Source organism: Lysobacter sp. OAE881 (genome assembly GCF_040546665.1).
In the GTDB taxonomy this organism is placed as follows: domain Bacteria; phylum Pseudomonadota; class Gammaproteobacteria; order Xanthomonadales; family Xanthomonadaceae; genus Lysobacter_J; species Lysobacter_J soli.
In genome coordinates, this window is the sequence record NZ_JBEPOG010000001.1 from 3,685,566 (window position 1) to 3,710,342 (window position 24,777).

The 24,777-nt window shown below is 68.1% G+C and carries 20 protein-coding genes; 8 read left to right on the forward strand and 12 right to left on the reverse strand.

Translation table 11 applies throughout. The annotated features are described in order from the left end of the window. Positions 1–184: 184 nt before the first annotated feature. The 6 genes from ABIE51_RS16945 to ABIE51_RS16970 all read left to right on the forward strand — a co-directional run bounded on the left by ABIE51_RS16945 (position 185) and on the right by ABIE51_RS16970 (position 8,079). Entirely contained in the window at positions 185–2,866 is a 2,682-nt protein-coding gene (locus ABIE51_RS16945) for a methyl-accepting chemotaxis protein (RefSeq protein WP_269750030.1), read from the forward strand. A gap of 184 nt (positions 2,867–3,050) precedes the next feature. Further along, a complete protein-coding gene (locus ABIE51_RS16950; protein ID WP_157031081.1) occupies positions 3,051–3,893 on the forward strand; it encodes a CheR family methyltransferase in 843 nt (280 codons plus the stop codon). A gap of 17 nt (positions 3,894–3,910) precedes the next feature. Further along, positions 3,911–4,504, forward strand: a complete 594-nt coding sequence (gene cheD, locus ABIE51_RS16955; RefSeq protein ID WP_386840401.1) for a chemoreceptor glutamine deamidase CheD — start codon at positions 3,911–3,913, stop codon at positions 4,502–4,504. Continuing rightward, on the forward strand, positions 4,504–5,586 hold the full coding sequence (locus ABIE51_RS16960; RefSeq protein ID WP_192631554.1) for a protein-glutamate methylesterase/protein-glutamine glutaminase: 1,083 nt from the start codon (positions 4,504–4,506) through the stop codon (positions 5,584–5,586). The genes cheD and ABIE51_RS16960 overlap by 1 nt, the downstream gene beginning before the upstream one ends. A gap of 329 nt (positions 5,587–5,915) precedes the next feature. Further along, the gene (locus ABIE51_RS16965; RefSeq protein WP_192631555.1) at positions 5,916–7,088 is read left to right on the forward strand and encodes a methyl-accepting chemotaxis protein; all 1,173 of its coding nucleotides are present in this window, start codon (positions 5,916–5,918) and stop codon (positions 7,086–7,088) included. 88 nt (positions 7,089–7,176) lie between these two features. Further along, entirely contained in the window at positions 7,177–8,079 is a 903-nt protein-coding gene (locus tag ABIE51_RS16970; protein WP_192631556.1) for a sensor histidine kinase, read from the forward strand. 392 nt (positions 8,080–8,471) lie between these two features. Here ABIE51_RS16970 and ABIE51_RS16975 read toward each other — a convergent pair whose 3' ends face one another. The 4 genes from ABIE51_RS16975 to ABIE51_RS16990 all read right to left on the reverse strand — a co-directional run bounded on the left by ABIE51_RS16975 (position 8,472) and on the right by ABIE51_RS16990 (position 14,519). After that, on the reverse strand, positions 8,472–9,473 hold the full coding sequence (locus ABIE51_RS16975; RefSeq protein ID WP_253337622.1) for a TrmH family RNA methyltransferase: 1,002 nt from the start codon (positions 9,471–9,473) through the stop codon (positions 8,472–8,474). Further along, positions 9,460–10,029: a GNAT family N-acetyltransferase gene (locus tag ABIE51_RS16980; protein WP_192631755.1), complete on the reverse strand. Its 570-nt coding sequence runs from the start codon at positions 10,027–10,029 to the stop codon at positions 9,460–9,462. The genes ABIE51_RS16975 and ABIE51_RS16980 overlap by 14 nt, the downstream gene beginning before the upstream one ends. A 208-nt stretch (positions 10,030–10,237) precedes the next feature. Continuing rightward, positions 10,238–13,378: an efflux RND transporter permease subunit gene (locus ABIE51_RS16985; RefSeq protein ID WP_157031085.1), complete on the reverse strand. Its 3,141-nt coding sequence runs from the start codon at positions 13,376–13,378 to the stop codon at positions 10,238–10,240. A 16-nt stretch (positions 13,379–13,394) separates the two neighbouring features. Next, complete coding sequence (locus tag ABIE51_RS16990) at positions 13,395–14,519, reverse strand: efflux RND transporter periplasmic adaptor subunit (RefSeq protein WP_115843988.1); 1,125 nt, start codon at positions 14,517–14,519, stop codon at positions 13,395–13,397. Positions 14,520–14,848: 329 nt separating this feature from the next. Here ABIE51_RS16990 and cysK point away from each other — a divergent pair, with 329 nt between their 5' ends. Together cysK and ABIE51_RS17000 are read left to right on the forward strand one after the other, a co-directional pair. Then, positions 14,849–15,805, forward strand: a complete 957-nt coding sequence (gene cysK / locus ABIE51_RS16995) for a cysteine synthase A (protein ID WP_157031086.1) — start codon at positions 14,849–14,851, stop codon at positions 15,803–15,805. 168 nt (positions 15,806–15,973) lie between these two features. Continuing rightward, positions 15,974–16,495 (forward strand): O-acetyl-ADP-ribose deacetylase, encoded by a 522-nt coding sequence (locus ABIE51_RS17000; protein ID WP_192631557.1) that lies wholly within the window; start codon positions 15,974–15,976, stop codon positions 16,493–16,495. Between the two features lie 493 nt (positions 16,496–16,988). Here ABIE51_RS17000 and ABIE51_RS17005 read toward each other — a convergent pair whose 3' ends face one another. The 8 genes from ABIE51_RS17005 to pyk all read right to left on the reverse strand — a co-directional run bounded on the left by ABIE51_RS17005 (position 16,989) and on the right by pyk (position 24,646). Beyond that, positions 16,989–17,597 (reverse strand): cytochrome c3 family protein, encoded by a 609-nt coding sequence (locus ABIE51_RS17005; protein ID WP_192631558.1) that lies wholly within the window; start codon positions 17,595–17,597, stop codon positions 16,989–16,991. Beyond that, entirely contained in the window at positions 17,597–18,214 is a 618-nt protein-coding gene (locus ABIE51_RS17010) for a nitrate reductase cytochrome c-type subunit (protein ID WP_354504580.1), read from the reverse strand. The genes ABIE51_RS17005 and ABIE51_RS17010 overlap by 1 nt, the downstream gene beginning before the upstream one ends. Positions 18,215–18,224: 10 nt before the next feature. Continuing rightward, positions 18,225–20,717 (reverse strand): periplasmic nitrate reductase subunit alpha, encoded by a 2,493-nt coding sequence (gene napA / locus ABIE51_RS17015; RefSeq protein ID WP_192631559.1) that lies wholly within the window; start codon positions 20,715–20,717, stop codon positions 18,225–18,227. After that, positions 20,714–21,034 (reverse strand): chaperone NapD, encoded by a 321-nt coding sequence (locus ABIE51_RS17020; RefSeq protein WP_192631560.1) that lies wholly within the window; start codon positions 21,032–21,034, stop codon positions 20,714–20,716. Before ABIE51_RS17020 ends, napA begins: the two co-directional genes overlap by 4 nt. Beyond that, positions 21,031–21,531: a ferredoxin-type protein NapF gene (gene napF, locus ABIE51_RS17025; protein WP_192631561.1), complete on the reverse strand. Its 501-nt coding sequence runs from the start codon at positions 21,529–21,531 to the stop codon at positions 21,031–21,033. The genes ABIE51_RS17020 and napF overlap by 4 nt, the downstream gene beginning before the upstream one ends. Before the next feature lies 1 nt (position 21,532). Continuing rightward, the gene (locus tag ABIE51_RS17030; RefSeq protein ID WP_115844003.1) at positions 21,533–21,697 is read right to left on the reverse strand and encodes a periplasmic nitrate reductase, NapE protein; all 165 of its coding nucleotides are present in this window, start codon (positions 21,695–21,697) and stop codon (positions 21,533–21,535) included. Positions 21,698–21,957: 260 nt separating this feature from the next. Further along, positions 21,958–22,968 carry a class I fructose-bisphosphate aldolase gene (locus ABIE51_RS17035; protein ID WP_192631562.1) on the reverse strand — a complete coding sequence of 337 codons (1,011 nt, stop codon included), beginning with the start codon at positions 22,966–22,968 and terminating at the stop codon, positions 21,958–21,960. Between the two features lie 211 nt (positions 22,969–23,179). Next, the gene (pyk, locus tag ABIE51_RS17040; RefSeq protein ID WP_192631563.1) at positions 23,180–24,646 is read right to left on the reverse strand and encodes a pyruvate kinase; all 1,467 of its coding nucleotides are present in this window, start codon (positions 24,644–24,646) and stop codon (positions 23,180–23,182) included. Positions 24,647–24,777 lie beyond the last annotated feature (131 nt).

The window sequence follows — 24,777 nt, forward strand, 5'->3', positions numbered from 1 at the left end:
CCTCCATGAAAGCGGCCCTGCCGGCAGGCGGATGAGGGCAGACCGGCCGCGACAAGCACCCTTCGCCCTCACCCCAACCCCTCTCCCGCCAGCGGGAGAGGGGCTTCATCCACTAAAGTTTCCTCGCGCGGCGCCGATGCAACGGGTGTCGACCCGAAAGGGTCCGTTCCGCCCGAGAGGATCCATGTCCACGCTTGCCCACACCCGGCCGTCCGCCACGTTGCTGGACCGCTTCCTGGCCCCGGCCACCCGCCTGATGTCCCAGCTTCGCTTCAACCAGAAGGCGATGGTCATCGGTGCGGCTTTCATGCTCACCTGCGGCGTGCTCGCCGGCATCCTGGTGGTGCGCTCCAACGCCGAGGTCAACGCCGCGACGAAGCAGCGCGACGCGGTCCAGGGCCTGTCGCACCTGCACCGCGCGATGCTGGCGATCCAGCAGCACGAGCTGCAGGTCGTGCGCAAGTTCGCCAAGGACGAAGTGTCCGACCAGACGCTGCAGGAATCGGCCGCGGTGGTGAACCGCGAGCTCGACGCCCTCACCGCCTGGCAGACGCGCAACCTGGCCGAGTCGGCGCTGCCGGCCGCGCTGAAGGACGCGCGCGCCGCGTGGGACAAGGCCAACGGCGACCACGCCGATTCGGCCGCCGCCGCGACCGACCACGCCGCCGCCGTGCGCAAGCTCGGTGAAGTGCACGGCCTGATCGCCGACGAAACCGGCCTGGCACAGGCGCAGAACGCCGCCGTGCTCTACATGGGCCGCGCCGCCACCGTGTGGGTGCCCACGCTCGCCGAATACACCCAGCAGCAGAGCGCCACCGCGCTGCGCGTGCTGGGCGACGGCGCGATCTGGGTCGACGACCGCACCGGCCTGGCCGTCTCGCGCAACATGCAGGACTACGTCCGCACGCGTTCGGAAATCGAGATCAAGGACGCCGAGGAAGAAATGGCGTCGCTCGGCGCGAGCATGGGCGCGCCGTTCCGCAAGGCGCTCGACGCGGTCGCCAAGCAGAACGCCGACATCCAGAAGCACATCCTCGACGCCGAAACGCCGGTGCTGCCGGTGAAGATCATGGCCGCGCGCACCGAGGCCACGCGCCTTGCGCTGGCTTCCGCGCTGTCGGCGTCGAGCACCTCGCTCAACCACGCCGCCACGACCGAGATCGCGCGCCTGCAGCAGCGCACCGCGTGGACGCTGGGCTCGTGCATCCTGATCCTCGCGCTGGCCACGTACCTGTTCCTGGGCTTCAGCCGCAGCACGCGTTCGGCGCTGAAGGAAGTGCAGGACGCCTCCGACCTGCTCGCCCGCGGCGAATTCCCCGACGCGGTGCGCGTGGACAGCCGCGACGAAGTGCGCGACATCGCGCGCGGCCTGGAGCGCGCCATCAACACGCTGCGCAACTTCGCCGGCGCGCAGCGAGACCTGTTCGAAGCGCACCAGGCGGGCGAGATCGACCGCCGCCTGCGCAGCGAGGATTTCCCGGGCGCCTACGGCCAGATGGCCGGTGAAGTGAACACGCTGGTGGATTCGCACATCCAGGTGAACACGCGCGCCATCGAGATCGTCGCCTCCTACGCCCGCGGCGACCTGTCGCACGACATGGACCGCCTGCCGGGCCAGAAGGCGCGCATCACCGATGCCGTCGACTCGGTCAAGAACGGCATGAACGCGATCAACGCCGAGATCAAGACGCTGGTCGACGCCGCTGTCGCCGGCGACTTCAGCCGCCGCGGCGATGCCTCGCGCTTCGAGTTCGTCTACCACGACGTGGTGCAGTCGCTGAACCAGCTGATGGCCACCGCCGAGGAAGGCCTGCACGAAGTCGGCACGCTGCTGTCGGCCGTGGCCGATGGCGACCTCAACCGTCGCGTCGAAGTGGAACTGCCGGGCCAGTTCGGCCGCTTGGCCAGCGACGCGAACCGCACCGTCGACCAGCTCGCGCAGATCGTCGGCCAGATCCGCCAGGGTTCGGACGCCATCAGCTCGGCCGCCGCGGAAATCGCCGCCGGCAACAACGACCTGTCGCAGCGCACCGAGCAGCAGGCCGCGTCGCTGGAAGAAACCGCTTCGTCGATGGAAGAGCTGACCAGCACGGTCCGCCAGAACGCCGACAACGCGCGCCAGGCCAACCAGCTGGCGCAGAGCGCGGCGGAAGTCGCGGGCCAGGGCGGCGTGGTGGTGGGCGAAGTCGTGAACACGATGAACGCCATCAACCAGTCGTCCAAGAAGATCGCCGACATCATCGGCGTGATCGACGGCATCGCGTTCCAGACCAACATCCTGGCGCTCAACGCCGCGGTGGAAGCCGCGCGCGCCGGCGAACAGGGCCGCGGTTTCGCGGTGGTCGCCAGTGAAGTGCGCTCGCTCGCGCAGCGTTCGGCGAACGCGGCGAAGGAGATCAAGCAGCTGATCGGCGACTCGGTCGGCAAGGTCGAGGAAGGCAGCCAGCTGGTCGACCAGGCCGGCCGCACGATGCACGAGATCGTGACCAGCGTGAAGAAGGTCACCGACATCATCGCCGACATCTCGGCGGCGTCGCAGGAGCAGAGCTCGGGCATCGAGCAGGTCAACAACGCGATCACGCAGATGGACGAAGGCACGCAGCAGAACGCGGCGCTGGTCGAACAGGCGTCGGCCGCCGCGCGCAGCCTGGAGCAGCAGTCCGAGCAGCTGGTGCAGACGGTCGCGGTGTTCCGCCTGGCGCATTCGGCCCAGGCCGTGCGCGCCGCGCAGGCCACCGTGGTCGAGATGCCCCAGGCCAAGCCCGCGCGCGCCCGCACCGCCGCACCGGCCGCCAAGCCTGCCGCCCGCAAGGTCCGCGCCACCGCCGCCGCGAACAGCGCGGACGGGGATTGGCAGGAGTTCTGATCCAACAGTTCCACATGCAGTGACTCCCTCCCCTGCCTGCAGGGGAGGGTTGGGGAGGGGTCGCGACGCCGCAACGCGGCGAGCTCGGCGCTGACGCGCCTCACGACCCCCTCCCAACCTCCCCCTGCGCGCAGGGGGAGGAGCCGGAACGCAGGCGCTTGATCGCACCCACTCCATCACGCCCATGCGTCCTTCCCCGCGCACCTCCGACGACCGCGAATTCACCTTCGACGACCGCGATTTCCGCCGCGTCTGCAAGATGATCCGCGAGTACGCCGGCATCCACCTGCATCCGCACAAGCGCGACATGGTGTACAGCCGTCTCGCACGGCGCGTGCGCGCGCTCGACCTGGACCGCTTCGGCGATTACCTCGACTACGTCGAGTCCGATCCGGACGCCGAGCTGCAGGGCTTCATCAACGCGCTCACGACCAACCTCACCTCCTTCTTCCGCGAGTCGCACCACTTCGACATGCTCGCCGACCACCTGCGCACGCATTGCAGGGACGGCGCGTCGATCTGGTGCAACGCCGCCTCCACCGGCGAGGAGCCGTACACGCTGGCGATCACCGCCTGCGAGGCGTACGGCACCATGACGCCGCCGGTGCGCATCCTGGCCACCGACATCGACACCAACGTGCTGCAGACCGCGGCGCGCGGCGTGTATCCGGTGGAACGCATCAACGGCCTGTCGCTGCAGCGTCGACGCCAGTTCTTCCAGCGCGGCAGCGGCGACAACGCCGGCCTGTGCCGCGTGAAGCGCGAACTGCAGGCGCTGATCGAATTCCGCCCGCTCAACCTGCTCGACGACGACTACGGCCTGCGTGGCGGCTTCGATGCGGTGTTCTGCCGCAACGTGATGATCTATTTCGACAAGGCCACGCAGTACCAGGTGTTGTCGCGCATCGCGCCGCTGATCGCCTCCGACGGCCTGCTCTTCGCCGGCCATTCGGAAAGCTTCGGCCACGCGCACGACCTGGTCACCGCGTGCGGACGCACGACCTACCGCCCCGCCGGCCGCAAGTGACCGCCATGAACGTCGCCATCAGCCCCGCCCGCCCCGCCGTCGAACCGGGCAGCTATTTCGATCCGGTCCTGCAGACCGAGGCGATCAAGCTGCTGCCGGCCGACTACCGCGTCACCGACCGCCCGATCGCGCTGGTCACGCTGCTGGGTTCGTGCGTGGCCGCGTGCCTGTACGACCCGCTGGTGCAGGTCGGCGGCATGAACCACTTCATGCTGCCCGGCGGCGAAGCCGGTTCGGTGTCCTCGCGCTACGGCGCGCACGCGATGGAACTGCTGATCAACGACCTGCTCAAGCGCGGCGCGCGACGCTCGCGCCTGATGGCGAAGGTCTTCGGCGGCGGCAACGTGCTGTCGGGCTTCTACAGCGATCCAATCGGCACGCGCAACGCGAGTTTCGTGCTCGAGTACCTCAGCGCCGAACAGATCCCCGTGATGGCGCAGGACCTGGGCGACATCCACCCGCGCAAGGTCTGCTTCTTCGCGCAGACCGGGCGCACGCTGGTCAAGCGCCTGCCGTCGGCGCGCAACGACGTGATCGTCGACGCCGAACGCGCCTACTACGGTCGCCTCGCCCGCGAGCCGGTCGCCAGCGGCAGCGTGGAGTTGTTCTGATGAACGCGGTCCGTCTTTCCGAGCGGGGCAATCCCGCCGCGCGTGGCCCGATCCGCGTGCTCGTCGTCGACGACTCGGCGCTGGTGCGCCAGCTGATGACGCAGCTGCTGGAAGAGGATCCCGGCATCCGCGTCGTCGGCAGCGCGGCCGATCCGTACATCGCGCGCGACAAGATCAAGCAGCTCGATCCGGACGTGCTCACGCTCGACGTCGAGATGCCACGCATGGACGGCCTGACGTTCCTGCGCAACCTGATGCGCCTTCGCCCGATGCCCGTGGTGATGGTGTCCACGCTGACCGAGCGCGGCGCGCAGGTCACGCTGGATGCGCTCGCGCTCGGCGCGGTGGATTTCATCGCCAAGCCCAAGCTCGACGTCGCGCGCGGCCTGACCGAATACGCGGGGCTGCTGATCGAGAAGATCAAGCAGGCCGCGAAGGCGCGCGTCGTCGCGCCCGCACCGGTGCGCGCGGGCGAAACGATCGCCACGCCGCCGGTGGCGTATCGCACGACGCACCGGCTGATCGCCATCGGCGCGTCCACCGGCGGCACGGAGGCGATCCGCGAAGTGCTCTCGCAGATGCCCGCCGACGCGCCCGCGACGGTGATCGCGCAGCACATCCCGGGCGCATTCAGCGCGCCCTTCGCCGACCGCCTGGACCGCCACAGCCGCATGACGGTCATCCACGTCGAGCGCGACCAGGAACTGCTGCCCGGCCACGCCTACGTCGCCCCGGGCGGCCGCCACCTGCGCGTGTACCGCAGCGGTGCGCGCTGGCATTGCCGCCTCGGCGACGACGATCCGGTGCGCCGGCATCGCCCCAGCGTGGACGCACTGTTCGATTCGGTCGCCGAACACGTCGGCGCCAACGCCAGCGCCGCCCTGCTGACCGGCATGGGCGACGACGGCGCGCGCGGCCTGCTCGCGCTGCGCAAGGCCGGCGCGGCCACGATCGCGCAGGACGAAGCCAGCAGCGTCGTCTGGGGGATGCCCGGCGCCGCAGTCGCGCTGGGCGCCGCGCAGGAAACCGTGCCGCTTTCGCTGGTCGCGCAGAAGCTGCTGACGGGAACGGCGCACGAGTAACGGCTTGCGGGCGGGCGTTGGCGCTTCGCCGTCACGCCACCTCTTGTGCCGTCATTCCCGCGAAGGCGGGAATCCATGTCTCCGGCGCGTCACGTCCTTCGGAAGCGTTGACGCGCGCAAGCCTGGATGCCCGCCTTCGCGGGGATGACAGCAAGCAAGACGAACGCACCGCGACATGGTTCGCCTCCCCGCACCCGAGCGCTGTCGAAGAAACGTCAAAACGCGCAGCACGTCACAGCCACGACACGCCGCACGAATCAAGCGCTTTTCACCTAAAGCACCGCCCCCGCCCGCCGTTATCTAGGTTGCCCCATTCGGTGAGATCGAAGATGGATTCCCGCGTACTGATTCGCCTTGCAGCACCGCTGGTGCTGACGACCCTGCTCATCGCCGCCGAAGCGATGGACTGGCCCGCCGCCGTACAATGGGGCGCGCTCGTCGCCATGACGCTCGCGTGGCTGGGCTTCGCCTGGACGATGCAGCGTCCCAGCCATAACGACGCGGCGATGCTGCGCGAACAGACGCGCCTGCTCGATGACCTGCGCAACTTCGTCAATTCCGAAGTGCAGGGCTCGCGCGGCGAGATCGACCGCACCCGCGTGCTGATCCGCGAATCGGTCGCCAAGCTCGGCACCAGTTTCGAAGCGGTGAACCGCAAGTCGCGCGAACAGAGCGAAGTGGTCTCGCGCATCATCGACCGCACCGACGGCGAACACGGCGGCGTGGATGTCTCGCGCTTCGCCCTGCAGGCCAGCCAGCAGATGGAACAGCTGGTGGAAGCGCTGGAAGCCGTCAGCGGCCAGAGCACCACCACCGTCACGCACATCGACGCGATGGCCGAGCACCTGGACGGCATCTTCGCGCTGCTGGAAGACGTCAAGTCCATCGCCGACCAGACCAACCTGCTCGCGCTGAACGCCGCGATCGAAGCGGCGCGTGCCGGCGAGGCGGGCCGCGGCTTCGCGGTCGTCGCCGACGAGGTGCGCAACCTGTCTGAGCGCTCGACCGCGTTCAACGAACAGATCCGCAAGCTCGCGCACAGCTCCAAGGACGCCATCGCCCGCGTCCGCGACACCGTCACCACGATGGCTTCCCGCGACATGGACCGCTCCCGCGGCGCCCGCGCCGAAGCCGCCGCGATGCTGGAACGCGTGGACGGCATCAACCGTGGCCTGGGCAACGGCATGCGCGAGATCGCCGACTGCGGTCGCGCCATCGACGGTTCCGTCGCCGAGGCCGTGCGTTCGCTGCAGTTCGAGGACATCGCCACCCAGGCCCTGGGCGCGGCCACCACGCACCTGGACCGCCTGAGCGCGATCAACCGCGAAGCCACCGCCCTGCACCAGCTGCTGCACAACGCCGACCGCGCCGATGCCGAGGTCCGCCAGGCCCTGCATCAGCTCGGCCAGCGCATCGCCCAGATGAAGTCCGAGTGGGAGCGTCCGCCTCACAAGGCCGTGATGCAGCAGTCGATGGATGCTGGTAGCGTCGAACTCTTCTGATCCTCCACATGACGGGATGAACCAGATCCCTCCATCGCCGACGGGACCCACCGGGTCTCCAGGGCACACCCCGGACGGGCGCGCAGGTTTGCGCGCCCGTTTGCGTGGGCGCAACGGGTTCCTGCTGTCGCTGGCGATGGCCGCGCTGGCGGTGGTGTGGATGGCGCTCGTCGCGCCCGCGCTGGCGCTGGAACTGCGCCGCTTCTTCGGCGATGCCGCGCACTGGATTGCCAATGCGCTGTCGCTGCCTCTGGTGGCGGTTCTGCTGTTCGCGATGCTGCGGCGCACGTGTTCGGACACGCGCGAGGTCGAACTGGCCGCGCACCTGCAACGCCAGCAGGAAGAACTGCATGCACTCAACGCGCGCTTGATCGACGTGCAGGAAAACGAACGCCGCACGCTCTCGCGCGAACTGCACGACGACATCGGCCAGGCGATCTCGGCGATGAAGATGTCGGCGACGTCCCTCGAAGGCGAGGACGAGGCGGGCCGCCGCGAGATCGTCGAGGAGATCGTCGGCATCGCCGATTTGACCATCGCCAAGCTGCGCGACCTTTCTATCCTGCTGCGTCCGCCGCAGCTGGACGCGCTCGGCCTGGTCGCCGCGCTGCGCTGGCAGTGCGAGCGGCTCTTCCGCCGCGGCGGCACGCCCGCGCTGGAGGTGGACCTCGCGCCTTTGCTGGATCGCCCGGATCCCAGGGTCGAACTGGCGTGTTTCCGCATCGCGCAGGAAGCGCTGACCAACGTGCTGCGCCATTCCGGCGCGACGCAGGTGACGGTGCTGCTCGCGCCGCGTGGCGATCAGATCCTGCTGTCGATCATCGACGACGGCCGCGGCTTCGATCCCGACCACGTGCACGGTCTTGGCCTGATCGCCATGCGCGAACGCGCCACGCACCTGGGCGGCACCTTCGACATCGAAACGGTTCCCGGTGCGGGGACGTGCATACGGGCGTGCTTGCCGGTGCGGGTGGGCGACGCGCGTTCGTAGGGGGGCATGCGTTCGCAGGCTGCGTGCGTTCGCAGGCGAAGCACCTCGGCACGCAGATGCTGTCATCCCGGCGAAAGCCGGGACCCAGGCCCGTACATTTCGGGCACTCCGCTTGAAGTGAAGCCCCTCGACTCCGGCGCGAAACGCACGGGCACTCCGCATGCGATGAACCATTCCACCGTCATTCCCGCGAAGGCGGGAATCCACGGACTTTCCACGCCTTCGCGGCATGGATCAGGTGGCGGTGGTGTGCGCCACGCCACGGCAATCTCACAGGGAAAGCATGAAACGTCCCTGGATTCCCGCCTTCGCGGGAATGACGGGCGGGCACGATGAGCAGGAACGCTGCTTGCCAGGGCGGCGGCGCACATGGCCTTGCCGCCTGTAGAGCCTCAGCCCCGCTTCGCCTTCCACGCCGCCAGCAGCACCGCCGCTGCGGACGCCACGTTGAGGCTTTCCACCAGCCCCGTTCCCGGGATCGACAGACGCAGGTCGCACGCCGCGGCGAGTTCGCGATCCATGCCCTCGCCTTCGGCGCCGAGCACGTAGATCGTGCGTTCGGGCAGCGGCGCAGCGAAGACGTCGGTGCCGCCGTTCACCACGGTGGCGGCGAGGGTGAAACCCGCACTACGCAACTGCGCGATGGCGTTGTCCTCGCGGCCCAGGCGCACGAGCGGGACCGCTTCGGCACCGCCTTCGGCCACGCGCGCGGCGGCGCCCGACAACGCGAGGTTGGAATGCTTCGGCAGCAGGATCGCCGAGACGCCGAAGTGCGCGGCCGAACGCAGGATCGCGCCGAAGTTGTGCGGATTGCCCACGCCGTCGAGCCAGATCGCGCATTGGGGGCCAGACGGCAGGTCGCGCAGCCACGTCGACAGCGCGGCCGGCTCCTCGCGCAGCACGTCGGCGACCACGCCTTCGTGATGGCTGCTCGCGGCGAGCTTGTGCAGGTCGGTTTCGTCGACGACGCGATAGCCCACGCGGTTGGCGACGCACCACTTCAGCAGCGGCTGCAACGCGGGGATGCGCGATTCGGCGAGGTACAGCTTGCGGATCGCCTGCGGGCGGCGCGAGAACACCGCGTGGATCGCGTTGAGGCCGTACAGGCGCAGCTCCGCGCTGCGGCGTTCGCGCGCGGGATGCGCGGCGTGTTCGCCGTCGTGCTCGCCTTCGTGCGCACGCGTGTCGTGTGCAGGCGCATCGCGGTGACGGCCGCCGTGCGTCTGCGCGTCGTGTTCGGCGCGATCGCGGCGGAACCGCGTGGTGTTGTCTTCGAAGCGCTCCTTGCGGCTGCGCACGTGCGTGCCGCCCCACGGGGAGGCGCCATCGCGCGAGGGCGGGCCGGGCGGACGCGGCCCGCGCGGCGGGCGGCTGGGGGGATCACGGTGCGTCACACAGACTCCTTCTCACTTTGGCGAACACGCGCAGGTCGTGCGGTTCGCCGTTCTTCAACAGGGCGCAGCGCGCGACGCCCTCTTCGATGAAACCGTTCTTCAGCAGTACGCGCGCGGAGGCCTCGTTGAAATCGAGCACCGTCGCCTGCAGGCGGAACAGCGCCATGCGCTGCATCGCCCACGGCGCATACAGCGCGACCACGCGCGTCATCAGCCCGCGGCCCCACAGCGAGCGGCCGAGCCAGTAACCCAGTTCGGCCGACTGCCCGCGCTCGCCGTCGCCGGGTCGCGCGGCGATGCCGCCGCAGGCGTGTCCATCGACCTCGATGGCGAACACCGGATCGTCCAGGTCGACCACTTCGCCGGAGAGAAAGCGCTCGCCGTCGCGACGCGTGTACGGATGCGGGAAGCGGCTGCTCAGGCCGCGCACGACCTGCGCGTCGTTCGCGTGATGCAGCAGCGATTCCAGGTCCGCCGGACGCCAGGGCCGCAGGACGAAGCCCTCGCCGGTCAGGCGTTCGGTTTCGAAACGGGAGCTGGGCGCGAGGGCGGGCATGCGCACAGGGTAACCGGCCCGCCATTCGGTGGCGGAATGGCGGTTCAGGTCGAACGGAAGCGCCGCGCTCATAGCCCCTCTCCCGCGAGCGGGAGAGGGGTTGGGGTGAGGGCAACCGAAGCGATATCGGCCGGCTGCCCTCACCCTGACCCTCTCCCGCCAGCGGGAGAGGGGACAGAATCATCCGAGCGGAGAAGGAACTACCACATCAAGCGTGCCCGCCCACCGACGGCGTGCTCGCCTCCAGCTTCTCCAGCTCCTGGCTCACCGCTTCCGGCGAACGCGTGTACTTGGCCAGCAGCACGTAGAACGCCGGCACGACGAACAGCGACAGCAGTGTCGAGAACGACACGCCGAAGATGACCACGATGCCGATGGTCGCGCGGCTGGCCGAGCCCGGGCCGCCGGCCAGTACCAGCGGAACGGCGCCTACGACGGTCGCGATCGAGGTCATCAGGATCGGGCGCAGGCGCACCGACGAGGACTCGACGATCGCGTCGCGGATGCTTCGGCCTTCGTCGCGCAGCTGGTTGGCGAACTCGACGATCAGGATGCCGTTCTTCGCCGCCAGGCCCACCAGCATCACGATGCCGATCTGGCTGAACAGGTTGAGCGTGCCGCCGGTCGCGGCCAGGCCGATGAGCGCACCGAGCACGCCTAGCGGCACCGTCAGCATGATCACGAACGGATGGATGAAGCTTTCGAACTGGGCGGCAAGCACCAGGTACACCACCAGCAACGCAAGCGTGAAGGTCAGCAGCACCGCGCCGCCGGCCTGGATGTATTCGCGCGATTCGCCCTTCCAGTCGATCTGCGCGTGGTCCGGCAGCTCCGTGCGCACGCTGTCTTCCAGCCACTTGATCGCCTCGCCCATCGGATAGCCCGGCGTCAGGCCGGCGCTGATGGTGATCGCGCGCAGGCGGTTGAAGCGGTTGAGGCTGCCGGGTTCGGCGAGCTCGCGCAGCGTCACCAGGTTCGACAGCGGAATCAGCCCGCCGTCGCGCGAACGCACCTGGATCGCCGCGAGGTCTTCCGGCGAGGCGCGCAGTTCGCGGTCGGACTGCACGATCACGTCGTACTCCTCGCCGTTCTGCACGAAGGTGGTGACGCGACGGCTGCCCATCATGGTTTCCAGCGCGTGGCCGATGTCGGTCACCGGCACGCCGAGGTCGGCCGCACGCTGGCGGTCGATCTCCACGCGCATCTGCGGGCGCGTTTCCTTGTAGTCCGAGTCGACCGAGAAGAAGCCCGGGTTGGCTTCCATCTTCGCGATCAGCTTGTCGCGCCACTGCGCCAGTTCGGCGTATTCCGGGCCGCCGAGCACGATGTTGATCGGCTGGCCGCGCGAACGCACCAGGCCGCCGGAGACCTGCGGCATCGCGCGCACGCCGGGCAGCTTGCCGAGTTCGGCGCGCAGCGAATCGGCGACCTCGGCGGTGGAGGTCTTGCGATCCTTCCAGTCCTGCAGGAACACCGCGATGCGGCCGGTGTGCATTTCCTCGCTCGCGCCGAAACCGCCCGGCACGCGCGGGTTGTAGCGCTGGATGGTCTGGCCCTCGCCCGTGTGCGCGGCGACGATCTTCTCGACCTGCTGCACCTGGTTCACGGTGTAGTCGAAACCGGCGCCTTCCGGGCCCTGGATCATGATCTGGAACGAGCCGCGGTCTTCGGCCGGCGCGAGTTCAGACGGCACCAGCTTCAGCAGCAGGCCGCTCACGACGATCGTCGCGAGCATCACGCCGACGACGAGCAGCCAGATGCGCGAGGTCGCCAGCGCCGTCGTGCGCGAGAGCAGTCCGCGATAGCGCGTGGTGATGCCGTCCAGGCGCGCGTTCACCCAGCGGTGGATGAAGTTCGACTTCTCCTGGTTATGCGGGCGCACGAGCTTGGAGGACATCATCGGCGTCAGCGTCAGCGCGACGAAGGCCGAGATCGCGACCGCGCCGGCGAGCGCGACCGACAGCTCGCGGAACAGGCGTCCCGTATTGCCTTCCATGAAGCCGACCGGCAGGAACACCGCGACCAGCACGGCGGTGGTCGCGATCACCGCGAACGCCACCTGCTGCGTGCCGCGCTTGGCGGCGACCAGGCGCGGCTCGCCGAGGTCCGTGCGTCGCTGGATGTTTTCCAGCACGACGATGGCGTCGTCGACCACCAGGCCGATCGCGAGCACGAGTGCGAGCAGCGTCAGCAGGTTGATCGAGAACCCGAACAGATACAGCGGGATGAACGCGGCGATCAGGCACACCGGCACGGTGACTGCCGGAATGAGTGCAGCGCGGAAGCTGCCGAGGAACAGCCAGATCACCACCAGCACCAGCACGATCGCCTCGATCAGCGTGTGGTACACGCGCTCGACGGCGGACTCGATGAAGATCGTCGTGTCGAAGGCGACGAAGATCTTCGTGCCTTCCGGCAGCGTCTTCTGCACCTTCTCGGCTTCCTCGCGCACGGCGCGCGCGACGTCGAGGCTGTTGGCGGTGGACGTCTTGACGATGCCCAGGCCAATGTTCGGCTCGCCGTTGCTGCGGTAATACGCGCGGCGCTCGGCCGAGGCCAGTTCGATGCGCGAGACGTCGCCCAGGCGCACGACGTAGCCGTCGGTGCCCTTGCCCAACGGGATCTGCGCGAAGTCTTCCGGCTTCTGGTAGCTGCGCGCCACGCGCAGGGTGAAGTCGCGCGCGTTGGATTCGATGCGGCCGGCGGGAAGCTCGACGTTCTCCGCTTCCAGCGCGTTTTCCACTTCGTTGACGGTGATGCCGCGCGCGGCGAGCGCGTCGCGATCGAGCCACACGCGCATCGCGTAGCGCTGCTGGCCGCCGATGCGCACCTGCGCGACGCCGTCGACGGACGACAGGCGATCGACCACGTAGCGCTCGGCGTAGTCCGACAGCTGCAGCGTGTCCATGCGCGTGGAGCTCATGTTCAGCCACAGGATCGGATCGGCGTCCGATTCGACCTTCTCCACTTCCGGCGGATCGGCCTCGTCCGGCATGCGGTCGAGCACGCGGCTCACCGCGTCGCGCACATCGTTGGCGGCCGCTTCGATCTCGCGGTTGAGCGTGAACTCGATGCTGATCGAGGCGCGGCCGTTGACGCTGCGCGATTCGATGGTCTCGATGCCTTCGATGCCGGCGAGCGCGTCTTCCAGGATCTGCGTGATGCGCGTTTCCACCACCGCCGCCGAAGCGCCGGGGTATTCCACCTGCACCGACACGATGGGCGGATCGATCGCCGGCAGTTCGCGCAGCGTCAGTCGCGAGAACGCCATCACGCCGAGCACGATGATGAGCAGGCTCATCACCGTGGCGAAGACGGGTCGTCGGATCGAAAGGTCGGACAGGTTCATCGCATGCGCCCTGTGGTCAGCCGGCCTTGGCCGAACTGCTCTTGGTGGCCGCGCCGACTTCGCCCGCCGGCACCTTGTCTCCGGCGGCGTCGACGATGCGCGCGCCGACACGCAGCTTGCCGGTGCCGTCGACGACGATGCGGTCGCCGACCTTCAGCCCTTCGGTGACTTCGGCCAGGCCTTCGCGGCGCGCGCCGATCTTCACGTCGACGCGTTCGACCGACGAATCGGGCTTCACGCGGTACACGAACGAATCGGTACCAACCTGCACGATGGAGATTTCCGGCACGAGCAGCGCCTGGCGCTCCGGGCGCGACAACCGCACCTGCAGCAGCATGCCCGGGCGCAGCGCGCGGTCCGGGTTGGCGAAATCGCCGCGCACCACGACCGAGCGCGTGGCTTCGTCCACGCGCGCATCGACCGTGCTGACCTGGCCTTCGAACGTGCGACCCGGATACGCCGTGCTCGTGCCGGCGACCTGCTGGCCGACGCCGAGCGTGGCGATCATCGCCTCGGGCACGGGGAAATCGACGTAGACGCGCGCGGTGTCGTCGAGCGTGGCGATCGCCGTGCCCGGCGTCACCAGCGCACCCGGGCTGACCTGGCGGATGCCGAGCACGCCCGCAAACGGCGCGCGGATCACGCGATCGCCGATGTCGGCGCGCATCTGCGCGACGCGCGCACGCGCGGCATCGCGCAACGCCACCTGCGTATCGAGCGTGGAGCGCGCGACCAGCTGCTGGTCGGCGAGTTCACGCTGGCGCTGGTAGAGGCGCTCGGCTTCGTTCGCGGTGGCCTGCGCCTGTTCGAACGCGGCCTGCTGCTGGCGGCCGGTGAGCGTGACCAGCGGTGCGCCGGCGGCCACCACGTCGCCGCTCTCGAAATGCACCTGCTGCACCGTCTCGCTGACCTTCGCCGTGACGGTGATGGATTCGCGCGCCTTCACGTTGCCCAGCGCCAGCAGCGTGTCGCTGAAGGGCTGCATGCGGACCTGCTGCGTGGTGACGGGGATGGGGCGATCGCCGCCACCGTCCTTGCGTTGCTCGGCGCCATTGCTGCCGCATGCGACGGTCGCACCGACAAGGGCCAGCACGAGGCCGGCACGAAGGGCGCGAAAACTGAATCTGGAACAAGGTCGCATGCGATCGCCTGGAGGGAACTGACGTGGTGTGACGTTGGAGCCCGGGGATTCTAGCGGTCGGGCATCAACGGCTGCGTAGCCCATTGGTTGACAACTCATTGCGCAAACGGCCGCAGGCGCCAGATCGCGCAAGGCCGGCTTCCGACCGGCGGCCCGAGTTCCAGACGGTACCGAACGGGATCTGACACCCGACTGTGGCACTCTCCGATGACGGTCTCGTGGACGGCCGCGACGGCGCATCGGCGCCTGCCGATGGCCGCTTCCGGCCGCGTCCTGCGTCCCCGCTCCAGGCCCCTTCGCCCTCAGGCCCCGACCCCAGGAGTTTCCCGATGATCCACGACAGCATCCTCGACACCATCGGCCGCACCCCGGTGGTCCGCCTGCACCGCCTCGCGCCGAAGCACGTGACGCTCTACGCGAAGGTCGAAGCCTTCAATCCCGGCGGCTCGGTGAAGGATCGCCTCGCGCTGGCGATCATCCTGGACGCCGAAGCGCGCGGCCAGCTCAAGCCCGGCGACACGGTCATCGAAGCGACCTCGGGCAACACCGGCGTCGCGCTGGCGATGGTGTGCGCGGCGCGCGGCTACAAGTTCGTGGCGGTGATGAGCGATTCGTTCTCGATGGAACGCCGCAAGCTCATGCGCGCCTACGGCGCGAAACTCATCCTCACGCCTGCCGCCGAGCGCGGGAGCGGCATGGTGCGACGCGCCGCCGAACTGGCCGAGAAGCACGGCTGGTTCCTCGCGCGGCAATTCACCAATCCGGCCAATCCCGCCTACCACCGGCAGACGACGGCGGCGGAAATCCTGCGCGATTTCGCCGGCCGCCGGCTCGATCACTTCGTTACCGGCTGGGGCACGGGCGGCACGCTCACCGGCGTGGGCGAAGTGCTGAAGGTCGCGCGCCCCGAAGTGCGCGTGACGACCTGCGAACCCGCAGGCGCGTCGCTGCTGGCCGGGAAGGAATGGCAACCGCACAAGATCCAGGGCTGGACGCCGGACTTCGTGCCGGAAGTGCTCAATCGCGATGTCGCCGACGCGATCCTGCCGATCGACGACGTCCTCGCCCGCGACACCGCGCGCCGCCTCGCGCAGGAAGAAGGCATCTTCGTCGGCATCTCCTCCGGCGCCACGGCCGCCGCGGCGCTGGAAGTCGCGCGCAACGCCGAGGAAGGTTCGGTGATCCTCACGATGCTGCCCGACACCGGCGAACGCTACCTGTCCACGTTCCTGTTCGAAGGCGTGAACGAGGGGTCGGACGATGAGTGGCTGGCGTCGTTGCCGTAATCGTTAGGCCCGCGCGGTGTTGAGCCCCTCTCCCGTCGGGAGAGGGGTCGCTGTGAAGCCCCTCTCCCACCGGGAGAGGGGTTGGGGTGAGGGGCAACGAAGCCGAGACGGCGAACTGTCGTTGTCTCGAAGCGCTGCGCTGTTGCTCTACGCCGCCAAGAACCCACCATGCCCATCGAAATCCACCAAACCGACATCACCACTCTCGACGTGGACGCCATCGTCAACGCCGCGAACGAAAGCCTGCTCGGCGGTGGCGGCGTGGACGGCGCGATCCATCGCGCGGCAGGCCCCGGCTTGCTCGACGAATGCCGCGCACTGCCGCAGGTGCGCCCCGGCGTGCGCTGCCCGACCGGCGAGGCACGCGTCACCGGCGGCCACCGGCTGCTTGCGCGGCATGTCATCCACACCGTCGGGCCGATCTGGCACGGCGGCGATTCGGACGAGGCGGCCCTGCTCGCCTCCTGCTATCGCGAGTCGCTGCGGTTGGCGATGGAGCAGCGCGTCGCGTCGATCGCGTTTCCGGCGATCAGTTGCGGCATCTACGGTTATCCGCCCGAACGCGCGGTGCCGATCGCGGTGCGCGAGGTGCGGGCATGGCTCGGTGCGCACGACGCGCCGGTCCGCGTGGTGTTCGCATGTTTTGGCGCGGAGATGGCCGGGATCTATGGGAAGGTTCTGGCGGAGTGAGGGCGCGCGCGATTCTTTCCGGCGCTCAGTAGCCTCTTTGAAACCGTCTTCCCGGCGAAAGCCGGGACCCAGGCTCTATACACGTGGGCACTCCGGCACCAGTAACCACATCAACGTCATTCCAGCGAAAGCAACAGCGCAGCGCTGTGCGATAGACGACGTTCACCGCTTCGGCTTCGTTGCCCCTCACCCCAACCCCTCTCCCGTTGGGAGAGGGGCTAAAGCCAGCGAGGGCCAGGACCCAGGCTCCACACGCTTGGGCACTCCCGCACCGGCAAACCACATCACCGTCATTCCCGCGAAGGCGGGAATCCAGGGACTTTTCACGCTTTAGCGGAAGCGCGAGGCCATGGGGCGGAAATCCTTGCGTGAAAGCATGGAACGTCCTTGGATTCCCGCCTTCGCGGGAATGACGGTGAGGGCACGTGACCTGCCCTGCCTCCCGCCCGGACCTTCGTCGCGACGCTCGCCAACGGCGCGCAAGCGCCGCTCCTCACCCTTGAGGGATCCCCGCCATGTCCGGCAGGTGATGCGCGATGCCCTTGTGGCAATCGATGCAGGTCTTCTCGCGCGTGACCAGCCAGCGCTGGTGGATCTGCGCGGCGCGTGCGCTCTGGCGCGTCAGGTCCATCGACTCGTAGTTGTGGCAGTTGCGGCACTCCAGCGAGTCGTTGGCCTTCAGCCGCGCCCATTCATGCATCGCCAGTTCCAGCCGGTGATCGAGGAACTTCTCGCGCGTGTTCACCGTGCCGAAGACCTTGCCCCACACTTCCTTCGACGCCTGCATCTTGCGCGCGATCTTGTCGGTCCACTTGTGCGGCACGTGGCAGTCCGGACACGTCGCGCGCACGCCGGAACGGTTGGTGTAGTGGATCGTCGTCTTCAATTCCTGGAACACGTTGTCGCGCATCTCGTGGCAACTGGTGCAGAACTCCTCCGTGTTGGTCGCCTCCAGCGCGGTGTTGAAACCGCCCCAGAACACGATGCCGGCGACGAAGCCCGCCGCCACCAGGAAACCGAGGCTGTAATGCACACTTGGCCGGCGCAACGTCAGCCAGTACGGCTGGAACCAGCCCCAGAACCACTGCCACAGCCGGCGCATCACGGCCGCCCCTTCGCGGGTTCGGCAGTGGCGGTGCCGGCTTCCGCCGCGGCGAGCACCGCGTCGATGGTCTGGAACGTGTTGCCGACCAGCAGCGGCGCGTCGGTCTGCACGACGTGGCACTGGTTGCAGAAGTAGCGACGCGACGAGATCGTCGCCAGGAACTGGTCGTCGCGGTCCATGTAGTGCGTGACGCTCACCGGCGGCGCCTGGAATTTCTCGGCGTTCGCGCGCGCGTGGCAGAGCATGCAGCGGTTGCTGTTCCTGTCGACCTGATAGCCGTCGATCGCGTGCGGGATCGTCGGCGGCTGCATCGGATACGCGCGCTCGCGCTTCACGTCCATGTTCTGCACGTGCCACAACGGTTGCGGCGCCGCTTCCTGGTCGATGGGAATGCCACGGCGCAACGCATCGATCTGGCGACGATCGGTGCGACCGAGCGCCGAATCCGGCGCTACGACATGCGCCTTCTGCGCGGCGACCTCGCGCCGTGCCTCGTCCTTCCTCTCGCTGCCGCTGCCGAAGAGCCAGCCGGCGATGAACACCAGCACCATCACCGCGACGGTGAGCGCGCCTGCGATCCACAGCGGGCGATTGCGCGCGAATGCGTTGCTCATGGCCGGCCTCCTATGCGCCCAGGATCTTGACCGCGCACTTCTTGTAGTCGGTCTGCTTGGAAATCGGATCGGTCGCGTCCAGCGTCACCTTGTTGATGAGCTGCCCGGCATCGAACCACGGTACGAACACGACGCCCTCGGGCATGCGGTTGCGGCCGCGCGTTTCCACGCGCGTGCGCATCTCGCCGCGACGCGACACGATGCGCACGTCGTCGCCCCGCTTGAGGCCGCGTTTGCGCGCGTCGTCCGGATTCATGAACACCATCGCCGTCGGAAAGCTGCGGAACAGTTCCGGCACGCGCATCGTCATCGAGCCCGAATGCCAGTGCTCCAGCACGCGACCCGTGACCAGCCACAGGTCGAATTCCGCATCCGGCGATTCGGCGGCCGGCTCGTACGGCAGCGCCCAGATCACCGCGCGACCGTCCTTGTTGCCGTAGAAGCGGAACCCCTCGCCCGGTGGTACGTATACATCGCTGCCTTCGCGATAGCGCCAGCGCGTCTCGCGCCCTTCCAGCACCGGCCAGCGCAGGCCGCGCGTCTTGTGGTACGCGTCGAACGGCGCGAGATCATGGCCGTGGCCGCGACCGAACGTCGCGTATTCCTCGAACAGGCCCTTCTGCACGTAGAAGCCGAAGTGCGTGGATTCGTCGTTCGCGTAGCCTTGCTGGATGTCGCTGACGGGATAGCGGTCGACGTTGCCGTTCTTGTACAGCACGTCGAACAGCGTCTTGCCCTTGAACTGCGGGTTCGCGGCGAGGATGTCGGCCGGCCAGCATTCGTCGGTGGTGAAGCGCTTGGAGAATTCCATCAGCTGCCACAGATCCGAACGCGCCTGCGCCGGCGCGTTCACCAGCTGGTGCCAGAACTGCGTGCGCCGCTCCGCGTTTCCGTACGCGCCTTCCTTTTCGACCCACATCGCGGCGGGCAGGATGAGGTCAGCCGCCTGCGCGGTCACCGTCGGATACGCATCGGACACGACGATGAAGTTCTGCGGATTGCGGTAGCCCGGCCAGGTCTCCTCGTAGAGGTTCGCCGCGGCCTGCATGTTGTTGTTGACCTGCACCCAATACGCGTTGAGCTTGCCGTCCTTGAGCATGCGGTTCTGTTCGACCGCGTGGTAACCGGGCTTGGGATTGATGATGCCGTGCGGGATCTTCCAGATCTCCTCGGCATGCTTGCGATGCTCGGGATTGGCCACGAGCATGTCGGCCGGAAGGCGATGGCTGAACGTGCCGACTTCGCGCGCCGTGCCGCACGCCGACGGCTGGCCCGTCAGCGAGAACGGGCTGTTGCCGGGCGTCGCGATCTTCCCGGTCAGCAGGTGGATGTTGTAGACCATGTTGTTGCACCACACGCCGCGCGTGTGCTGGTTGAAACCCATGGTCCAGAACGACATCACCTTGACGTTGGGATCGGCGTAGAGGTTGGCGAGCTTCTCCAGCCAGCCGCGCTCCACGCCGGTCATCTCGACCGCCTTGTCGAGCGTGTACGGTTTCACGAATGCGGCGAACTGGTCGAAGTCGATGACCTCGCCGCCGTTCGCATCCTTCGCGTTCTTCGCCTTGAGTTCGAGCGGATTGTCGGGACGCAGGCCGTAGCCGATGTCGTCGTTGCCGCGCTTGAAGCTGGTATGGCGATCGACGAACTGCCGGTTGACCTTGCCGCTGGTGATGATGTGGTTGGCGATGTAATTGAGGATCACCAGGTCCGTCTGCGGCTTGAAGACGATCGGGATGTCGGCCAGTTCGAAGCTGCGATGCTCGAACGTCGACAGCACGGCGACCTTCACGTGCGGATGCGTTAGGCGGCGGTCGGTCACGCGCGTCCACAGGATCGGATGCATCTCGGCCATGTTCGAGCCCCACAGCACGAACGCGTCGGCGGCCTCGATGTCGTCGTAGCAGCCCATCGGTTCGTCCATGCCGAAGGTGCGCATGAAGCCCATCACCGCCGAGGCCATGCAATGGCGCGCATTCGGATCGATGTGGTTGCTGCGAAAGCCCGCTTTCATCAGCTTGTTCGCGGCATAGCCTTCCCAGATCGTCCATTGGCCCGAACCGAACATGCCGATGTGGTCGGCGCCCTTCTCCTTCAGCACCTTCTTGAACTGCGCAGCCATCACGTCGAAGGCTTCGTCCCACGTGACTTCGGCGAACTCGCCGTCCTTCGCGTAGACGCCGTTCTTCTTGCGCAGCAGCGGCGCGGTCAGTCGATCGCTGCCGTACATGATCTTCGACAGGAAATAGCCCTTGACGCAGTTGATGCCGCGGTTGACCTCGGCATGCACGTCGCCGTGCGTGGCGACCACGCGCCCTTCCTTCACCGCGACGTTGACGCCGCAACCGGTGCCGCAGAAGCGGCACGGCGCCTTGTCCCACTTCAACGCGGTGAGGTCGCCTTCGGTCAGCACGTTGGCGGTATCGCCCGGCAGCGGCAGGCCGGCGGCGGCCGCGGCGGTGGCGACGGCGGTGTTGCGGATGAACTCGCGGCGTGTGGTCATGGCGCGACTCCGGAAGCCTGGATATCGAAAGCCGAACGCACCGGCGCGTCGAGCGCCTCGCGCGGTTCGGCGTGGTGGTAGACGAGCGCGACGTTGAGCACGCCAGGCAGCGCGCGCAACGCGTCGATGCGGTCGAGCACCGCATACTGGTCGGCGCATTCGCACAGCACGACGCTCCGCGTGTCCGCGCGCAACGCGAGGTCGAGGTCGTCGCTCGCGGCGATGTGCGCGTCGATAGCGTCGGCGGCTTCGACGCGATGCTGCACCACGAAGCTGGCGATGTGGACGTCGCCGGATGCGTTGTCGTCGGGTTTCATGCGGCCTCCGTGGCACGCGCCGAAAGTGCGATGGCCTGTGCCGGGCACACGCCGACGCAGGCGCCGCAGCCGGTGCAGCGTTCGGGATCGATGGTGGGAAGCGGGATGCGTGCGGTGAGCGGGAATGCGATCGCGCGCTCGGGGCACGCGTCTCGACAGCTCGAACAGACCACACCGTGACGCGGCAGGCAGGTGTCGGCGACGAGCGCCTTCAAGGTCCACGGTTCGTTCGCGACGGCGCGATCCAGCGCGCGCGGCGCGCAGGCGCTTTCGCAATCGCCGCAGAAGGTGCATTCGCCCAGTCGCGGATCGAACACCGGGCGTCCGTTCGTGCCGCGCACGAGCACGCGCTCCGGGCAGCGATCGACGCACGCGCCGCAGGCGGTGCAGGCGTCGAGGAAGTCGTTTTCGTCCAGCGCCCATGGCGGGCGCAGCGGCGCGGTCGCCGCACGACGGCCGAACAGCAATGCGCGTCGGGACCGGTCCGGCGCCGCCATGTCAGTGCCCCGTCGGCGGGCCGGAGACGAACATCTGCCAGAACCACACGATGAAGCCGTAGCTGGCGACGATCATCACCGTGAGCAGCGGGAACACCACCGCCGTCAGCAGCAGGAAGGCCGCGCGTTCTCTTCGCTTGATGACGTTGTCATCTGGCTGGTCCATGGCCGCTCCTGTCGTTCGCTTGCGCGAGGACACCGGTGCCTTGGCGTCCGTGACGTCCAGTCTGCTGACGGGCCCGGGGAGCGGACTTGATCCGGATCAACGGGATCCGTTCCCGCGCGCCTGCAGGCCGGATCCTCGTCTACACGGCGTGCACGTCGCGTAGAGGCGATGTGTGCGCGCTCATCCGAATCGGGCAGCCCATAAAGGAAAAGCCGGCGTGAGGCCGGCTTTTCGGTACTGCTTGCGATGGTCGCCGGCGCTTAGGCGGCCTGCTTCCACTGGCCCAGCGCGGCCAGGCCGTTGTCGCGGGCGCGCTCGTACACGGTCTGCTGGGCACGGGCGAAGTTGTTCACCAGGTCCTGCGACCACAGCTTCAGCGCTGCGGCCTGCATTGCGCGACCGTACGAGAACGACAGCGGCCACGGGTTCGGGCCCATCTGGTTCATCGCGTTCAGGTGCGCGGTGGCGGCTTCGTCCGACTGGCCGCCCGACAGGAACACGATGCCCGGCAGCGTCGCCGGCACGGTGGACTTCAGGCACTGCAGCGTGGCGGCGGCCACTTCGTCGTAGCCCACCTCTTCGCCGCTGGTGGTGCCCGGCACGACCATCGAGGCCTTCAGGATCGTGCCCTCCAGCATGACGCTGTGCTCGTACAGCGAGGCGAACAGCGAACGCAGCGTGACTTCGGTGACTTCGTAGCAGGTGTCGAGGTCGTGGCTGCCGTCCATGATCACTTCCGGCTCGACCATCGGCACCAGGCCCTGCTCCTGGCACAGCGCGGCGTAACGGGCCAGCGCGTGCGTATTGGCGTCGATGCAGGTGCCCGACGGGATGTCCTCGCCGATGTTGATCACCGCGCGCCACTTGGCGAAGCGGGCGCCGAGCTTGTAGTACTCCTCCAGGCGCGCGCGCAGGCCGTCGAGGCCTTCGGTCACCACTTCGCCCGGGAAGCCGGCGAGGTTGTGCGTGCCCTTGTCGACCTTGATGCCCGGGATCATGCCGTGCTCGCTCATGTACTTGGCGAACGGCACGCCGTCGGAGGTCGACTGGCGGATGGTTTCGTCGAACAGGATCGCGCCGGAGATGTAGTCGCTCAGCTTCGGCGTGGTGAGCAGCAGCTCGCGGTAGCGGCGGCGGTTTTCTTCGGTGTTCTCGATGCCGACGCCGGCGAAACGCTTGGCGCAGGTCGCGCCCGACTCGTCGATGGCGATGATGCCCTTGCCCGGGGCCACCATGGCCTGGGCGGTTTCGGCAAGCTGTTCGATGCTCATGGGTCGTCCTGCGGGAGCGGTGGGAAGCCCATCATTATAGCCACGTCGCCGTGCAAAGACCCGGTCAACGCGACGAAAAATCAACCACTTGCAGACCGGACACCCCGGATTTCAATACCACTTGGGATGTATGCGTTTACATGCCCCGCGGTGGTCCGCAGGCAACGTGGCGCCATCGTGGACGCCACGTCGCAATCGCGACCGCGTCCGGTTACAGCTCGCCCAGCCCCTCGGCCGAACCGCCCTCGCCCACCTGCAGCAGGCGCAGCGTGTTGGTCGCGCCCAGCTGCTCCATGTGGTCGCCGCTGGTGAACATCACGCGTTCGCCGACGCTGAGCAGGTTCTGCTCGAACAGCGCCTTGACCGCCTTGCGCGCGGCATCGCGCGAGGTCAGGCCGCGGCTGTCGAAGTTGTAGGCGACCACGTCGCGCATCAGGCCCATGCGGCGGCGCGCGCCGTCGTGGCGCGAGAGCGCGTAGATCGGCACCTGCGAACGGAAGCGCGACAGGAAGCGCGCGGTGCCGCCCGATTCGGTCATCGCGATGATCGCGCGCACGCCGATGTGCTCGGACAGGAACATCGCGGCCATGGCGATGGCCTGGTCGGCGCGTTCGAGGTTGCGCGGTGCGGCTTCGAAATCGGTGTCGTGGTTGAACTGGCGTTCGGCACCCAGGCAGATGCGCGCCATCGCCTCGACCGCCTTGATCGGATAGCGGCCAGCGGCCGATTCCTGCGAGAGCATGACCGCGTCGGTGCCGTCGATGACCGCGTTGGCGACGTCGAGCACTTCGGCGCGCGTCGGGATCGGGCTGTCGACCATCGACTGCAGCATCTGCGTGGCGGTGATGACGACCTTGTTGCGCTCCAGCGCCTCGCGAATGATCTTCTTCTGCAGGCCCGGCAGTTCGGCGTCGCCGATCTCCACGCCCAGGTCGCCGCGCGCGACCATCACCACGTCGGAGGCATCGACGATCTCGGTGAGGTTCTCGATCGCTTCGGCGCGCTCGATCTTCGACACCAGCGCGGCATCGCTGCCGTGGCTGCGCGCGATCTCGCGCGCATCGTGCATGTCCTGCGCGTTGCGGCAGAACGACACGGCGATGAAGTCCGCGCCCAGTTCGGCGGCGACGGCGATCAGTTCCTTGTCGCGCTCGGTCAGCGCGCCCAGCGACAGGCCGCCGCCCTGCTTGTTCAGGCCCTTGCGATCGGACAGCACGCCATCGTTGAGCACGGTGGTGACGATGCGCTCGCCTTCGACCGCGCCCACGCGCAGCTGCAGCAGGCCGTCGTCGAGCAGCAGCACGTCGCCGGGACGCACGTCGTTGGGCAGGCCGAGGTAGCTCACGCCGACTTCGCGCAGATTGCCCGGCGGTGCGTCATTGCTGGCTACCAGGTCGAAGCGGTCGCCCGTCTTGAGCAGCACGCGACCTTCGGCGAAACGTTCGATGCGGATCTTCGGGCCGGGCAGGTCGGCGAGGATGCCGACTTCCACGCCGACGCGTTGCGCGGCGTCGCGCACGGCCTGCGCGCGGGCGATCTGCGAGGAGGGATCGCCATGCGAGAAATTCAGGCGGACAACGTCGACGCCGGCGGAGAGCAGTGCGTCGAGGACGCCCGGCGGATCGGTGGCCGGGCCGAGGGTAGCGAGGATCTTGGTGCGGCGTTTAATGGTCGTCATCGAGTGCAGGTCCAGAGAACCCCCCGACGCTAGCACAGCTGTCCGTCAATGCGGTTTGACCCCATCCGCAGCGCCTCCATACCGCGGCGCATGCGGCGAAGTGGTCTGAAAAAACCATCCTGAAAGCAGAC